This window comes from Leifsonia poae, assembly GCF_050632865.1.
In the GTDB taxonomy this organism is placed as follows: Bacteria; Actinomycetota; Actinomycetes; order Actinomycetales; family Microbacteriaceae; genus Leifsonia; species Leifsonia poae_B.
The window spans coordinates 406,238-421,353 of record NZ_JBODSA010000001.1 but is presented as its reverse complement, the minus strand read 5'-3'; the positions used below and the strand labels follow the sequence as shown (position 1 = coordinate 421,353).

The window sequence follows — 15,116 nt, the reverse complement described above, 5'->3', positions numbered from 1 at the left end:
TTTCTCGACAGCGGTGGATCGGTGGGCGTACGTCAGCGGCCGGCGGGCACGGAGTCCGGGAGGTCGGCAGAGGCGGAGACCCGCCCCGCGCCGATCGGCCGCTCGCCGCCGTCGGGCAGCCGCAGAACGCCCTCGACGCCCTCCGGCAGCTCCGCCTCGACCGTGAACGAGCCGTCCGCGACGCGCCAGCTCACGGACACGCGGCCGTGCGGGGTCTCCAGCGAGGTCGCGGCCTCGGTGAGTCCGCCGCCGGGCTGCGGCGCGACGAGCACGCGGGCGTAGCCCGGCTCCAGCGGGGCCAGACCGCCGACGACCCGGTGCATCCAGTCGGCCACCGCGCCGAGGGCGTAGTGGTTGAAGCTGGTCATCTCGCCCGGGTTGATGGTGCCGTCGGGCAGCATCGAGTCCCAGCGCTCCCACACCGTCGTCGCGCCCATGGTCACCGGGTACAGCCAGGACGGGCACTCCTTCTCGAGCAGCAGCCGGTAGGCGACGTCCGTGTGGCCGGTCTGGGTGAGCGCGTCGGCGATGAAGGGAGTGCCGGCGAACCCGGTCGAGATGCGGTAGCCCGCCTCGGCGGCGAGCTCCGCCAGGCGCTCGCCCGCCACCGCCTCGTCGGCCTCGGACAGCAGGCCGAACACGATCGCCAGGGCGTAGACCGTCGTGCAGTCGCTCTTCACGATGCCGGCGTCGACGTACTCCCGGTTGAAGGCCTCCCGCAGCGCCTCCGCGTGCGCCGCGAACTCCGCCTGCTCCTCGGCTCGCCCGAGGATGCCCGCGGTGTCGGCGACGATCTTCGCCGACCAGTACGCGCACGCAGTCGCGACGACGCCCGTGTCGGCCTTCGCCTTCGCCGGGTCCTCCGGCGGGGCGTCCGGGTCGAGCCAGTCGCCGAACTGGAAGCTGCCGTCCCAGACGCCCGCCGGCGACAGCAGCGACTTCACCCGCCGCACGTGGCTCGTCATGGAGTCGAACTGGCGCGCGAGCACCGCGGTATCGCCATACGCCTGGTACAGGTCCCACGGCACCCAGACCGCTGCGTCGCTCCAGATCGCGGTCGTGTCGGGCTTGCCGAAGGCCTCGGGGAACGGCATGTACTTGAGCACGTCCGGGATGACGAACCCGACGATGCCGTCGTTGTGCTGCTGCTCCAGGTCGAGGTCGATCAGCCAGTCCGAGAGGAACGCGTCGACGTCGTAGAGGAAGGCGGCGGTCGGAGCGAAGGCGGCGATGTCCCCGGTCCAGCCCAGGCGCTCGTCTCGCTGCGGGCAGTCGGTGGGCACGTCGACGAAGTTGCCGCGCATCCCCCACACCACGTTCTCGTGGAACTGGTTCAGCAGCGGGTCGGAGGTGTGGAACTCGCCGATGCGGGTCAACTCCGAGCCGATCGCGACCGCGGTCAGGTCCTCCGGCTTCAGCTCACCCGGCCATCCGGAGACCTCCGCGTAGCGGAAGCCGTGGAAGGTGAAGGTGGGCTCGAACTCGTCGACTCCCCCGCTCAGGATGTAGCGGTCGGTGGCCTGCGCGGTGCGGAGCGGGCGCACACCCAACTCCCCGTGCTCCAGCACCTCGGCGTGACGGATCACGATCTCGGTGCCGGCAGGGCCCTCGACGCGGACCTTCACCCAGCCGACGAGGTTCTGGCCGAAGTCGACGAGCGTCTTCCCTGACGGGGAGGTGGTGATCTCCTGCACCGGCAGCGCGGCCCAGCGGGTGACCGCGGGTCCGACATACGGGGTCAGCTGTGCGGTGTCGAACTCCACCGCCTTCACGCCGGCCCAGCTGTCGCCGGCGAACCCGGGACGCTTCCAGGCGTCGTCGCGCCGCCGCGCGTCGATCGTCTCGCCGTCGTACAGGTCGTTCGCAAGGATCTCGCTCGGCCCGCTCGACCACTCCTCGTCGGTGACGACGAGTCGGGTGGTGCCGTCGGCGAACTCCAGCTCCAGCTGGGCGAACGCGCCGAGCTGGTCGCCGTACCAGGCCGCGCCGCCCGTCCAGCCGAGCCGGCCGCCGAACCAGCCCTTGCCGAGCGCGATGCCGAGCACCGTCGTCTTCTCGATCAGTGCTGTGACGTCGTAGGTCGCATATCGCAGGCGCCACTCGTAGGCGCTCCATCCGGGCGTGAAGAGGTCTTCGGACACCGGCCGTCCGTTGAGCCACGCCTCGACGATGCCGTGCGCGGTCAGGTGGAGGGTCGCCCGGGTCACAGCGCCGTGACCCTCCTCGAGGCGGAACTCGCGGCGCAGGTGCGGCGCCGAGTCGAGCTCGTGGGCGGGGGCGATCATGTGGGCGTGCCAGGTCATCTGCGTCATCTCTCCGTTTTCGTGTGTCGTCGTGGTCTCGTGGTCGTGCGTGGTCATGTCAGCCCTTCACCGCTCCGCTCGTGATGCCCGCGATGATCTGCCGGTTGAAGAAGATGTAGGCCAGCAGAGGCGGGATGGTGATGAGCAGGATGTCCATGAACAGGAGGTTGTAGAAGCTCAGGTTCTGGCCCGAGAAGGTGTAGAGCGTCGTCTGGACGGTGGCATTGTCCGACCCGGGCAGGAAGTACAGCGGGCCCTGGAAGTCGTTGAAGACGAACACCGACTGCACCACGATCACGGTGACGATAACCGGCCGGAGCAGCGGCAGGATCACCTGGAAGAACAGGCGCACCCGGCCGGCGCCGTCCAGGATCGCGGCCTCGTCGAGCTCCTCGGCACGGTGCCGAAGAACGCCCGGAACAGCAGGATGCAGAACGAGAGTCCGAAGGTGGTCTCGATGAGGATCATGCCCGGCATCGTCTTGTAGAGCCCGGTGCCCTGGAGCACCCAGATGGTGGGCACGACGGCGGGCGGCACGATCAGGCCGGCCAGCACGAAGAAGTTCACGACCGGGCCCCACTTGCTGCGCTTGCGGGCCAGGATGTAGCCGGCCATCGCCGAGATGATCACCATCAGCACGACGGACCCGACGGTCAGCACGAACGAGTTGAGGAACGCCCGCCAGATCAGCCCGTCGTTGCTCTCGAGCACGGCGATCAGGTTCGGGAAGAAGGCCCACTCCTTCGGCCAGGTGAAGGCGAGGGTGGACGCGTCGTCCGGTGTCTTCGACGCCTGCAGCACCACGAAGGCCAGCGGCACGAGGAACACGACGACGGAGACCAGGATGGCGAGGACGCCGACGCTCCAGGAGCGGATGCGCGCCTGCTTCACAGCTCCACCTGCTTTCTGTTGAGGAAGTACGAGAGCGGCACCATGATCACCGTCACGACGAGGAAGAGGATGACGTTGCCGGCGGTCGAGAGACCGTAGAACCCGGCCTGGTACTGCTTGTAGATCACCGAGGCGAGCACGTCGCTGGTGAAGCCGGGTCCGCCTCCGGTGGTGGCCCAGATGATGTCGAAGGAGCGCAGGCCGCCGATCAGCGACAGGATGATGACCGTCGCGGTCGCGCCCTTGCTCAGCGGGATCGTGATGTCGCGCAGGATGCGCCACCCGGAGGCGCCGTCCATCCGCGCCGCCTCGAAGTACTCGTTCGGGATGGCGACGATGCCTGCCATGAAGATCAGGGTGGCGATGCCGACGCCCTTCCAGATGTCGACTCCGGCGATCGTGTAGAGCGCGAGGTTCGGGTCGGTGAACCAGCCCGGCTGCGGCAGTCCGAAGAACCCGAGCACCGCGTTCACCATCCCATGGAAGGGATCGAGCAGGGACTTCCAGAGGATGCCGACGCCGATCGTCGACAGCAGCACCGGGAAGAACACGATCGCCCGCAGGTAGCCGCGGCCCACGACAGGGCCGGTCAGCAGCAACGCCAACAGGAAGCCGATGACCACCTTCGCGGCCGACGTCAGGAACGCGTAGATGAAGGTGTGGATGAAGCTCGTGTAGAGCTGCGGGTCCTGGAAGAACTGCACGTAGTTCGCGAAGCCGATGAACTGCGAGTCGAACAGCGACCACCGCGTCAGCGAGAAGTAGAACGACGAGAACGTCGGGAGCGCGAAGAACACGACGTAGAGCACCAGCGCCGGGATGAAGAACCAGGTCGGGTATGCCGACTTGATGCGCGATCCGCGCGGTTTCGTGGCACCGGGACTTCTGCCCTCGGTGATGATGTCGGCCGCTTGCATCGCGGTCGCCGGGGTGGCCGTCGACATTGTCTGCTCCTCGTCGAGTCTTCTGTTCGCCGTCTGTGTGCGCAGGGCTCGGGTGGTCGTCCGGGCCGGCTGGGGGATGCCGGCCCGGACGACGGCTCACCAGCCCTTGATGCCCAGCTGCTGGGCCTGTGCCTTCACATCCTGGTCATACAGGGCCGCGCCTTCCTGCGCGGTCGAGATTCCCGATCCGACCTGGATTAGGATCTTCTCCAGGTTCGGGCCCTTGATGGGCGACAGGAACTCGAGCGCGAGGCCGGTCTTCTTGTCCTCCTGGTACTTCAGGACGTCCTGGACGAGGGCGGGGGCGTCGGACGAGACGGTGCAGGCGCTGGTGGCGAATGGGCCGCCCGGCGTGCCGACCTTGTTCTGGAGGTCGCAGCCGGCGGGCGAGTTGATGAACGCGATGAGCTTCTTCGCGGCGGTCAGCTTGTCACCGGTGGTCGTCTTCGGGATGTACGCCCCGTTGGGCTCCCAGACGGTGGCATGCGTGTCGCCCGACTCGGCCGGGACGGCGAAGAACCCGATGTCGTTCACTTGATCCGGGTTGGACTGGACGACGTTGCCGATCACCGCGGAGAGCATGGGGTACTGCGCACCGTCGCCGGTGGCGAGCATCTTCAGGGCATTGACGTTGGTGAGGGACGCGTAGTCTTTGTTGAGCAGGCCCTTGTCGAAGATCTCCTGGGTGTGGGTGAACCCGGCGAGCGCCGGCTCCTTGGTGTACTTCGCGCTGGACTTGTTCGCGGTGTAGTCGGAGGCCCATTCCGGGTCCTTCGCGCTCACGTTCGCGAAGTCGGCGAGAACGAGGAGCTGGCTGGTCCAGGTGTCGCCGTACGACTGGATGATCGGCGCGATTCCCGCGGCCTTGATCTTCTCGCTGTTGCTGATGAACTCGTCCCACGTGGTGGGGACGCTGAGGCCGAGCTTCTCGTAGACCTTCTTGTTGTAGAGGATGCCACCGTCGAAGCTGGTGCCCCACGGAGCCCCGTAAAGGCCCTTGTCCGTGCTGACCGTCTTCTTGAAGTCGCTGGTGAGCGTCTTCACCCAGGCCTCGTCCGTGAGCGGCTGCAGCTGGGAGTCCGGCCGCAGCGCCTGGAACAGGGAGCCGGAGTTATAGAGGAAGACGTCGTTCATCTCGCCCGTGGACAGGCGCGTCTTGATGAGATTGTCGCCGTCGGTGCCGCCGGGACGTGTCTCGACCTTGACGGTGATCTTCGGGTTGGCCTTGTGGAACGCCGTGGCGAGGTCCTTCGCGAACTTCGTGTTGACGGGGTCGTTGCCTCCCGCGAGGAGCGAGATGGTGGTGTCTCCACCGGATCCGCCGCTGGAGCAGCCGGCGAGCGCTGCGCCCACGAGGGCGGCTCCGCCGAGAATGGCGGCGACCCGAGTCGCCGTCCTCCGAGTGAACATCCAAATACCTCCTTGTATTTTGAAACGCTTCATCGAACCATAAAGGCACGTCGTGCAGGACGTCAAGGAAAACTTCATAACGATTCAATCGGCACGATTTTCATTGCGGGGGCCACTGGCGAGTGGATAGACTGCGCCGACACCGGGGCTTCGGGTTGCGTCGATTCAATAGCCGCGTCCCGTACACTTCGAGGAGGAAGGGGGCGACATGGCGTCGGCGAGCGTGAAGGATGTCGCAGCCCTTGCGCGGGTGTCCGTGGGCACCGTCTCCAACGTCCTCAACCGGCCGGAGCTCGTCGCCCCCGAGACCGTGGAGCGCGTCACACAGGCGATGGAGAAGCTCTCCTACGTGCGGAACGAGGCCGCGCGGCAGCTCCGCCTCGGTCACAGCCAGGCGCTCGGGCTCATCACCCTCAGCGGGGGCAACCCGTTCTTCACCGACATGGCCACCGCCGCCGAGGACGCCGCCGCCGAGGCGGGCTTCTCGGTCATCGTCGGCAACAGCAACGATCTGAAGGAGCGCGAGACCGGCTACCTCAGCCTGTTCGAGGAGCTTCGGGTGCGTGGCGTGCTGCTCTCCCCCGTCGGAGATCCCGCGGCGCGGCTGCGGCGCATGCGGGAGCGCGGTATCTCGGCCGTCCTCGTCGACACCGTCAGCAGCGACAGCTCGTTCAGTTCCGTCTCGGTCGACGACGTCGCCGGCGGCGCTCTCGCGGCCGCCCATCTCATCGAGACAGGTCGCCGTCGTCTGGCCTTCGTCGGCGGTCCCATGGAGATCAGACAGGTGCGCGACCGCCTCGCGGGGGCGCGGCAGGAGGTCGACACGCATCGGGGTGTCAGCTTGGAAGTGGTCGACGTCGCCGCCCTCACGGTCCAGGAGGGGCGCGCGGCCGGAGCCGCGATCGTCGCCCGCCCGGCCGCCGACCGCCCGGACGCGGTCTTCGCCGCGAACGACCTGCTCGCCATCGGGCTGCTCCAGTCGCTGTTCATCAACGGCCGCCTGGCGATCCCCGAGGAGATCGCGCTGGTCGGCTACGACGACATCCAGTTCGCCAGCGCCTCGGTCGTGCCGCTCACGTCCATCCGCCAGCCGAGCGGCCTCATCGGCCGGACAGGCGTCGGCATCCTCCTCGAAGAGGCAGAGGACCCCGAACTGCCGCCCCGCCACATCCTGTACCAGCCGGAACTCGTCGTCCGCGCGAGCAGCAGCGCCGACACCTGACGGAGGCACCTGACGCGCCTCGCCCCGAAAACGAAAAAGGCGCGGCACCCGTCGAGTGACGGATGCCGCGCCTTGAACGGAAAGTCCGCGGGTCAGCTCTGCTGCTGCTCCGCCTTGGCCTTCAGCTCCTCGTACTGCTTGCGCACCTCGGTCATGTCGAGGGCGCGGATCTGGGAGATGAGGTCTTCCACCGCCTCGCCCGGCAGCGCGCCGGCCTGCGAGAACAGGGGGATGCCGTCGCGGTAGGCGACGAGGGTCGGAATGGACTGGATGCCGTACGACGCCGCGAGCTCCTGCTGGGCCTCTGTGTCGATCTTGCCGAAGGTGACATCGGTGTGCTGCTCGGACGCCTTCTCGAAAACGGGCGCGAACATGTGACACGGGCCGCACCAGTCGGCCCAGAAGTCGAGCAGCACGATGCCGTCGGAGACGGTCTGGTCGTGGTTGGTCGAGGTGATCTCGGTGGTTGCCATGATGTGTGAAACGCTACTCCACCAGGTTTTGTTCCCCCTCAGCTCCCCCGCCGGCCTGTGAAGACGGTGAACGCCAGCGGGATGAGGGACGCGACCAGCAGCACCGTGCCGAGCACGGCATCCGTCGCGTGCACGATCGCGCCGGCGATCACGACTCCTCCGAACACGACCGCGGCCGCGAGCCGCCGCACCGCGCGCTCGACGCGTCCCACCCGCTGCTCGAGGCGGGGAGTGCTCACGGCTACGTCGCCCTCCTCGACCCGGGTCACGAGACTGTCCAGCCGCTTCGGGAGCCGCCACGCGATCCCGGCGATCTCCAGGGCCTGCTGCGCCACATCCTGGACCACGTTGCCGCGCTCGTCGCGGATCAGCTGCTGCGCGTACGGCTCGACCGAGTCCCACAGGTTGAACGTGGGGTTGAGCGCGCTGCACACGCCCGAGGTCAGGGACATCGCGCGGATGATGAGCAGGAAGTTCTCCGGCAGCTGAAACGGCAGCGACCGCACCACGTCCCCGAACTCGACCGCGAACTCGCGGAACTCGCGCGGGTCCACCTCGCGCAGCTCCGCGAACCCCATCCCGCCGAACCGTCCGAACAGGTGCGTCATCGCGCGCTCGAGCTGGGCGGTGTCCGCCGTCGGAAGCAGCACTCCCACATCCTGGATCGCGTCCACGAGCCCCTTGCCGTCGCGCGACGCCGCCGCGATCAGGAGCTTGCGAAGGCCCTTCCGGGTGCCGGGCGGAACCTCGCCCATCATCCCGAAGTCGACGAACGTGAGATGCCAAGGCCGTTCCCCCGCCGCGTCCGGGTGGGGCGTGACGAAGATGTTGCCGGGATGCGGGTCGGCGTGGAAGAAGCCGTTGGTGAACAGCTGGTCGAACATCACCTCGGCGAACACGGGCGCCACCTCGGCCGGGTCGACGCCGGCCGCGCGCAGCGACTCGGCGTCGGTGATCTTGATCGCGGTGACGTCCTCCAGGGTCAGAACGCGGCGAGTGGTCCGCTCCCAGGCGATCGCGGGCACGGTGACGCGCGGGTCGCCGGCGAACTCCTCCGCGAATCGCTCCGAGTTGGCGCCCTCGTGCAGGTAGTCGATCTCCTGCAGGCTGGTGGTCGCGAACTCCTCGACCAGCGCGGGCGCGTCCACCCGGTCGGACACCAGGCGGACGTGGGTGAGCCAGCGGCCGACGCGGCGCAGGGCGGCGAGGTCGACGTCCACGATCGCGTCGATGCCCGGCCGCTGGACCTTCAACACGACGGCGCTCAGCCCCGTGTGCTCGGCGGTCTCGGCGGTCAGAACCGCGCGATGCGCCTGGCCCAGTGACGCCGCCGCGACCGGCACCTCGTCGATGGACGCGAACGCGGTTTCCAGCGGCACGCCCAGCTCCGCCTCGGCGAGCGCCCGGATCTGCGGGAACGGAACGGCCGGGACCTCGTCCTGCAACCCCTCCAGCTCGGTGGTGATCTCGGGAGGCAGCACGTCCAGGCGCGAGGACATGAACTGCCCGACCTTGATCATCAGCCCGCCGAGGTCGACCGCGAGCGCATGGAACCGCTGCGCGAACCGCCGCATGCGCTTGCTGCGGGTGCGGGCGGCGACGCTCGCCAGCCCGATCCGCGGCAGGAACAGCTCGTACCACCAGGTGACGGCGAGGTTCCAGCCGGCGAAGCGCAGGATGCGGCGGTAGCGCGCGCGGGTGGCCGGCGTCGCCGCGGGCCGTGAGGCGGGGGCGACGGCCTGGTCCGACGTCACCCGCGTCAGCCCTCGGCGAGGATCGCGTACAGCCGGCGACGGGCCTCGTCGAGCACGGTCGCCGCCTCCTGGATCTGCTCCGGGGTGCCGCTGCGGTGCACCTGCGCGGCCGCCTGGGCGAGCTCGACCCCGGCCCTGGGGAGGCGTCCGGAGGTGGCGCGGCGGTCGGCGCCGGGCGTGCCCGTGCCCGTCGTGCCGCCGCTCGTGCCGGTGCCGGAGCCGGTGCCGTCGGCCCACGGGGTCGCGCCTTCGCTGGCCGCGACCTCGCGTCCCTCCTCGGTCAGCGCATACGTCTTGCGGCCGTTCGACTCCTCCGCCGTGATGAGCCCTTCGTCGGCGAGCAGCTGCAGTGTCGGGTAGACGGAGCCGGCGCTCGGCTTCCAGCTGCCGCCGCTGCGCTCCTCGATCTCGCGGATGATCTGGTAGCCGTGCATCGGCTTCTCGGCGAGCAGGCTGAGGACGGCGGCGCGGACGTCACCGCGTCCCATCCGCGACCCGACCTTCTTCTCGAACGTCGACCGCAGCTGCTCGAACGCCTGCCACATGGCGTCCGGATCCATGCGGGCGCCGAACCCGCCGGAGGGGAATGAGGTGGACATGGGATGCCTCCTATCGTCAGCGATAGTTCACGATATGTCGTTGAGGCGCGGAGTGGAAGAGGTCGACCCTGTGAATAGACCTCGCAAAGCATGCTTTGACCGCGCAACGCGGTCCGGCTGCTCATGGATCGCCGACCCGGTCAGTACGGTGTCCCAGGCACTCACAGGAAGATGAAGATGAGCAACGACACCGAACCGGCGCGACCAGGCGCCAAGGCCAGCTGGATCACCCTCTCCGTCGCGATCGTGGTCCTGATCACCGCGCTCTCCCAAGGCATCGGATCCTTCCTGGTCGTGCTCGGTCTCCTCGGAGTCGTTGCGGGCATGTACACCGTCGTGACCCGCAGGCGCGGGTGGTTGCTTCTTCCGGCCTCTCGACCCATCGCGGGGATGGTCGCCGGTGGAGCCGCCGTCATCCTGCTCCTGGGATCGTTCACCCAGACCGGTGCGTCGCGCGCGGACTCCGTCGGCGCGGCCGCCACGGCGTCCGCCACCCCGCGTAGCACGACCGCCGTCGAGGCGACGCCCCTGGCGGAGCCGCTGGATCCGGACACCGTCACTGCGTCGGACAGCGCCCCGACCGTCGTTCTCGTCGACAACGCCGTCACCTCCACCACAGCACTCGATGTGCTCGCCACCCTCCCGGTGAAGGGCAAGTCGCCCGCCACGGGCTACCAGCGCACCACCGACTTCGGGACGGCCTGGCTGGATGTGGACCGCAACGGCTGCGACACGCGCAACGACATCCTGTACCGCGACCTGAAGAATGCCGTACGCCAAGGACCCTGCAAAGTCCTCTCCGGGACACTGGATGACCGCTACACCGGTAAGACGATCCCCTTCCTCCGCGGCGAGAAGACATCCGCGCTGGTCCAGATCGACCACATCGTCCCGCTCCAGAACGCGTGGATCACGGGCGCCCAGAAGCTCACGCAGGCACAGCGGGTCAGCCTCGCCAACGATCCGCTCAACCTCATCGCGGTGGACGGTGCGGCGAACCAGCAGAAGTCCGCCGGAGACGCGGCGACCTGGCTGCCGGCCAACAAGGCGTTCCGCTGCGAGTACGTCGCCCGGCAGATCTCGGTGAAGGCCACCTACGGACTCTGGGTCACGAGGGCAGAGCACGACGCGATGGCGCGCATCCTCGATGGATGCCCGTCGCAGGCCGCGGAGTCGTCGGCGTTCACGCCGGTCGCGGCGTCGGCGCCAGCGCCCGCACCTGCCCCGGCGCCTGCCCCCGCACCCGCGCCTGCTCCCGCACCCGCGCCTGCTCCCGCACCCGCGCCGGCACCCGCGCCTGCGCCCGCGCCTGCGCCCGCGCCTGCGCCCGCACCCGCGCCCGCTCCCGCGCCTGCTCCGGCCCCGGATGTGTACTACGAGAACTGCGCTGCCGCCCGCGCGGCCGGTGCGGCGCCCATCCACGCGGGCGAACCCGGCTACTCCCGCAAGCTGGACCGCGACGGCGACGGTGTCGCCTGCGAGTGACGCGCATACTCGTCATCCACACTTCTCGTACCGGCAACGGGGAGGAAACACGCCGCCCGTAACGTGAGTGGCATGGGATTCTTCTCCTTCACCGAATGCGGGCACTGCAACGAGCAGCAGCCGGTGCTCGCGGACGGTCGGATCGCCATCCACTTCACCCGCGACGGCGACCGCTGCCACGGTTCGGAGCGCCGCCGCGACAACGAGGGCGTCAGCAGCGAGCAGGCCCGCCGCATCGAGGCCCAGCTCCGCCAGGCGCTGTGGCAGGCGATGCGGGCGCAGGCGAGCTGACACGGGGAGGCCGCGACGGGCGCCCGTAGAGTGGGGCGCATGACGGACCGCTGGCTGCTCCTCGACATCGGCGGCGTCCTTGAACTGGTGGACGACCGGGGCCGCCCGGGTACGTTCGCCGCCCGCTGGGCTCCTGTGCTGGGCATGACGGAGGGTGAGTTCACCGAGCGCCTGGCCGTCGCCGACCTTCCCGACGCGACGCGTCGCACAGGTGTCGCCGAGCTCTACTGGAGTCGCGTCGGGCAGGCGCTCGGAGCCTCGCCGGACCAGCTCGCGTCCATGCGAGCGGATTTCTGGGACGACTACTGCGGCGTCCTGAACCAGGAGCTCGTCGCCTCGCTGGCGAGACTGCGCGCCACCGTCGGCCTCGCCGTCCTGTCCAACTCCGGTGACGGCGCGCGCGAAGAGGAGGAGCGCCGCTACCGGTTCTCCGAGCTGTTCGACCCGATCTGCTACAGCCACGAGATCGGCGCCACGAAGCCCGGCCGGGCGGCGTTCGAGGTCGCGCTCGACCGGATGGATGCGGCGCCGGGCAGCGTCCTGTTCATCGACGACGTGCCCCAGAACGTCGAAGGCGCACGGGCCGTCGGGATTCGGTCCCACCTCCATTCGGACAACGCGACCACGCTCGAAGCCATCGGGCGATTCCTCCAATAACAACCGTCCGGAGGCGGGTCAACCACCCTGCGTGACCTCGCAGAGTGTCCGCACGAACGGTCCAGACGGGTTCCGTAACGTCGCCCACGCCTGCGATCCGAAGCGGCCGGCAGACCGGTCGGCCGCAGCGCGGGCACGGAAAGGATCCAATGGATTACACGAAGAACACCTCCGTTCGGAAGACCAGCGCCTTCACCGCAAAGCGTGCGGCCGTGGGCGCGGCATCGCTCCTCGCGGCCACCGCGCTGGTGGGCGTCGGCGCGCAGGGAGCGTTCGCGACCACCGTCGACGGCGGCGCGTCCGGCTCGGGCTCGGCCTCGGGCTCTGGCTCGCAGGCGACGGCCCAGGCTCACGTCTCGACGGACGCCGGCCACGAGCTCTTCGCCGGCCACCTGAGCGGCGCGAAGGCCCAGGCGCTCGCGAAGCGCGTGATCGCCGACAAGCCGCTGTTCGCCCTCCTGCCGGATGCGCTGCAGAAGGATGTGACGACCCTCGCGAAGGCGCCGGCGTCCGACCGCACCGCGGACGCCAAGAAGATCGTGGCGACCGCCCTCGACGGCGGCTACGGCGCAGCCATCAAGGACCTCGCCACTCACCTCAAGGACGCGCGCGGCGACCACGCCGGCCTCTCGGGCCTCTCCGGACTGAAGGGCCTGATCGGCGACCTCCGCTCGGGCGACCTCTCGTCGCCGCAGCTCGGCGACGCCGGCGCAACCATCGCGGCCGATGTGACCGCCGACGCGCAGCTCGCCGCGAAGCTGCCCGACTCGCTCCGCACCGACCTCGGCGACCTGGCGAAGGCCCCGGAGGCCGAGCGCACCCCGGACGTGCAGAAGATCGCCGCGACCGCCCTCGCCGGCGGCTACGGCAGCGACATCCAGCAGCTGGCGCAGCAGGCCCAGCAGGGAATCGCCTCCGGGCGCTGACCCGGGTGGATGCAGCGGCCCCGGCTCGTCGCCCGTATGGGCGGCGGGCCGGGGCCGTTCGCGTCCGGTGCGGCCACCGCAGCCCCCAGCGGGCCGCGAGGCCGGATCACAGCAGCTCGAGTTCCGTCGCCCGCTGTACCGCGAGCACCCGGTTTGTGACCCCGAGCTTGCGGTAGACGTGCTCGATATGCTTCCGCACGGTCCCTTCGCTGATCGACAGCTCATACGAGATCCGCCCGGACGTCCAGCCCTCGGCGAGCGCCGACACGATCGCGCGTTCGCGGCCGGTGAGCACGGCAGGTGCTGCCGCGACGCCGCCGGGGAACGTGACGCGGTTGGTGATCACCGCGAGCAGGGGAAGCAGCTCGGTCGCCACCTCGAGGTCGTCGTCGTCGAAGTCCGTGCTGGAGCGGGTGAGCGTCCATCCGCGTCCCACCACCGGGGCGTGGAGGGAGGTGACCATGCTCAGCTGGAACCGCCCGCGGTCGGGGCGGAACACCTCCGCGTAGGCGGCCGTGGCCTCCCACGCGCGCTGACTGGTCACGTCCGAGGCGCGCCGCGGAGTCAGGTCGGACGGGTCCAGGAGGTAGCTGGTGGTCAGCGGGTGCATGCCGTACTCGGTGACCAGGATGCCGGTGTTGGTGAAGCGATGTCCGTTGACGAGGTCGGTCAGCACGACGTCGGCCGCGGCGAAATCCAGCTCGACGTACAGGACGTGGTCGCAGGGAATGGACCGGGAGATGAGGGACGCGATGCGGGTGAGCGTGATCGGTCCCCGCTCGGTCGCTGCGACCAAGGCATCGATCCACTCCGATCGGACTGCGTACATGCCTCCGCTCCCGTTCGTCGGACGACAGGGTAGAGCATCCGTCCCATCACGCGGCAGACCTCGAAACGGCGTCGGCCGCGGGGGCCACCCGCCTCACCGCACGTGAAGCAGCAACAGTCGAGCGCCGACGCTCTCGAACGGGTCGAAGGGGATGCGCGGGCACCCCAGACCGAGGTGGCTCCACGCTCGCGCGCGGGCCAGGCACAACTGCGCAGACTGCTGCGCCCACACCGGCGAGAACTCGACGGTGTCAGACGCGACCGGCGACTCCTGCGGCGCGGGCGACGGTGAGAGGCATAGACACGACAAGAGAACGACCGCCGCGACCGACATGATGCACCCCAATTCCACCCCTCCGGACTGAGGATGCGCGCCAGGGAGGACGGGGTGCCATTCGCAGATCTGCGTATACGGCCGAGGCCGGCGCACCGGCCTCTAGAGTGAAGGCATGACGGATCAGGAGCCGAAGCGTCCCCGCTGGCTGGCAGCCCGCACGGAGACGGGCGCGCTCATCACGGGGATCGGCTACACCGTGCTCTTCATCCTCTTCCTGCTGATCGCGGTGGGCGGCGGCAGCGCGTGGAACGTGCTGCTGGGCATCCTGTGCGCGGTGCTCGCCGCGGTGGAGTGGGCGACGTACGTGTACTGGCGGAGGCACCGGGGCTGAGGTCGGCGCTGTCGCTCCCGACGCACCGCTACGCTGGGCGCCATGCTGACGCCGGAGCAGATCATGCGCCATTCGGGCCCCAATCCGGACGAAGATCCGTGGGTCGACGGTCCGCCGGCGGCGGAGGAGATCGCGGTCGTCGACTACGACCCGGCGTGGGCGGACACGTACCGGACGCTCGCCGAAGAGATCCGCGCGGCGCTCGGAGATGCCGTCCTCGCACTCGACCACGTCGGCTCGACCTCGGTGCCCGGCTTCGCGGCGAAGCCCATCATCGACATCGACCTCACGGTCGCGTCCAGCAGCGATGAGGACCGATACGTGCCCGGGCTCGAACGCCTCGGATACCGGCTGACCATACGCGAGCCGTCGTTTCACGGACACCGCTGCCTGCAGCGCTCGCAGCCGGCGGTCAACCTCCACGTCTGGTCCCCCGACAGCCCCGAGCTCGTGCGGCACGCGATCCTCCGCGACTGGCTCCGCGAGCGTCCGGACGAGCGCGAGCGGTATGCGGCGGCGAAGGCGCCGGCGGCCGACGGGGCGGACGGGGACATGCGGGAGTACAACCTGCTGAAGCAGGACGTGATCCGCGAGATCTACGGGCGGGCGTTCCGCGCGCGCGGGTGGGTGGACCCCAGTACCTGAGGAGGCACCGGAGTCCTGAC

Annotated in this window: 16 protein-coding genes; 7 read left to right on the top strand and 9 right to left on the bottom strand. The window is 69.3% G+C overall.

From position 1 onward, the window contains the following. Positions 1-32: 32 nt before the first annotated feature. From ACRAWB_RS02050 to ACRAWB_RS02030, 5 genes are all read right to left on the bottom strand, one after another. Positions 33-2,312: a family 78 glycoside hydrolase catalytic domain gene (locus tag ACRAWB_RS02050; protein ID WP_431351830.1), complete on the bottom strand. Its 2,280-nt coding sequence runs from the start codon at positions 2,310-2,312 to the stop codon at positions 33-35. 49 nt (positions 2,313-2,361) lie between these two features. Continuing rightward, positions 2,362-2,655, bottom strand: coding sequence for a hypothetical protein (locus ACRAWB_RS02045; RefSeq protein ID WP_431351829.1), 294 nt, complete (start codon positions 2,653-2,655; stop codon positions 2,362-2,364). Continuing rightward, on the bottom strand, positions 2,634-3,194 hold the full coding sequence (locus ACRAWB_RS02040) for a carbohydrate ABC transporter permease (RefSeq protein ID WP_431351828.1): 561 nt from the start codon (positions 3,192-3,194) through the stop codon (positions 2,634-2,636). Before ACRAWB_RS02040 ends, ACRAWB_RS02045 begins: the two co-directional genes overlap by 22 nt. After that, the gene (locus tag ACRAWB_RS02035) at positions 3,191-4,138 is read right to left on the bottom strand and encodes a carbohydrate ABC transporter permease (protein WP_431351827.1); all 948 of its coding nucleotides are present in this window, start codon (positions 4,136-4,138) and stop codon (positions 3,191-3,193) included. The genes ACRAWB_RS02040 and ACRAWB_RS02035 overlap by 4 nt, the downstream gene beginning before the upstream one ends. 96 nt (positions 4,139-4,234) lie before the next feature. Then, on the bottom strand, positions 4,235-5,548 hold the full coding sequence (locus ACRAWB_RS02030; RefSeq protein WP_431351826.1) for an ABC transporter substrate-binding protein: 1,314 nt from the start codon (positions 5,546-5,548) through the stop codon (positions 4,235-4,237). 208 nt (positions 5,549-5,756) lie between these two features. Here ACRAWB_RS02030 and ACRAWB_RS02025 point away from each other — a divergent pair, with 208 nt between their 5' ends. After that, positions 5,757-6,770: a LacI family DNA-binding transcriptional regulator gene (locus ACRAWB_RS02025; RefSeq protein ID WP_431351825.1), complete on the top strand. Its 1,014-nt coding sequence runs from the start codon at positions 5,757-5,759 to the stop codon at positions 6,768-6,770. Between the two features lie 92 nt (positions 6,771-6,862). On the opposite strand, the gene trxA is transcribed toward ACRAWB_RS02025, so the two are convergent. From trxA to ACRAWB_RS02010, 3 genes are read right to left on the bottom strand one after another with little or no spacing between them, the layout of a single operon-like run. Next, the gene (trxA, locus tag ACRAWB_RS02020; protein ID WP_431352693.1) at positions 6,863-7,285 is read right to left on the bottom strand and encodes a thioredoxin; all 423 of its coding nucleotides are present in this window, start codon (positions 7,283-7,285) and stop codon (positions 6,863-6,865) included. Further along, a complete protein-coding gene (locus ACRAWB_RS02015) occupies positions 7,282-8,997 on the bottom strand; it encodes an ABC1 kinase family protein (protein ID WP_431351824.1) in 1,716 nt (571 codons plus the stop codon). The genes trxA and ACRAWB_RS02015 overlap by 4 nt, the downstream gene beginning before the upstream one ends. Positions 8,998-9,002: 5 nt before the next feature. Next, entirely contained in the window at positions 9,003-9,596 is a 594-nt protein-coding gene (locus ACRAWB_RS02010) for a PadR family transcriptional regulator (RefSeq protein ID WP_431351823.1), read from the bottom strand. Between the two features lie 177 nt (positions 9,597-9,773). Between ACRAWB_RS02010 and ACRAWB_RS02005 the strand changes: the two genes are divergently transcribed. The 4 genes from ACRAWB_RS02005 to ACRAWB_RS01990 all read left to right on the top strand — a co-directional run bounded on the left by ACRAWB_RS02005 (position 9,774) and on the right by ACRAWB_RS01990 (position 12,955). Further along, positions 9,774-11,081: a GmrSD restriction endonuclease domain-containing protein gene (locus ACRAWB_RS02005; RefSeq protein WP_431351822.1), complete on the top strand. Its 1,308-nt coding sequence runs from the start codon at positions 9,774-9,776 to the stop codon at positions 11,079-11,081. 72 nt (positions 11,082-11,153) lie between these two features. Further along, positions 11,154-11,372: a hypothetical protein gene (locus tag ACRAWB_RS02000; protein WP_363807868.1), complete on the top strand. Its 219-nt coding sequence runs from the start codon at positions 11,154-11,156 to the stop codon at positions 11,370-11,372. A 39-nt stretch (positions 11,373-11,411) separates the two neighbouring features. Continuing rightward, the gene (locus ACRAWB_RS01995) at positions 11,412-12,029 is read left to right on the top strand and encodes an HAD-IA family hydrolase (protein WP_431351821.1); all 618 of its coding nucleotides are present in this window, start codon (positions 11,412-11,414) and stop codon (positions 12,027-12,029) included. 149 nt (positions 12,030-12,178) lie between these two features. Next, complete coding sequence (locus ACRAWB_RS01990; RefSeq protein WP_431351820.1) at positions 12,179-12,955, top strand: hypothetical protein; 777 nt, start codon at positions 12,179-12,181, stop codon at positions 12,953-12,955. Between the two features lie 106 nt (positions 12,956-13,061). On the opposite strand, the gene ACRAWB_RS01985 is transcribed toward ACRAWB_RS01990, so the two are convergent. Next, positions 13,062-13,751, bottom strand: a complete 690-nt coding sequence (locus ACRAWB_RS01985; RefSeq protein WP_431351819.1) for a response regulator transcription factor — start codon at positions 13,749-13,751, stop codon at positions 13,062-13,064. A 481-nt stretch (positions 13,752-14,232) separates the two neighbouring features. Here ACRAWB_RS01985 and ACRAWB_RS01980 point away from each other — a divergent pair, with 481 nt between their 5' ends. Both ACRAWB_RS01980 and ACRAWB_RS01975 read left to right on the top strand, forming a co-directional pair. Then, positions 14,233-14,451 (top strand): hypothetical protein, encoded by a 219-nt coding sequence (locus ACRAWB_RS01980; protein ID WP_431351818.1) that lies wholly within the window; start codon positions 14,233-14,235, stop codon positions 14,449-14,451. 42 nt (positions 14,452-14,493) lie between these two features. After that, positions 14,494-15,096 carry a GrpB family protein gene (locus ACRAWB_RS01975; protein WP_431351817.1) on the top strand — a complete coding sequence of 201 codons (603 nt, stop codon included), beginning with the start codon at positions 14,494-14,496 and terminating at the stop codon, positions 15,094-15,096. Positions 15,097-15,116 lie beyond the last annotated feature (20 nt).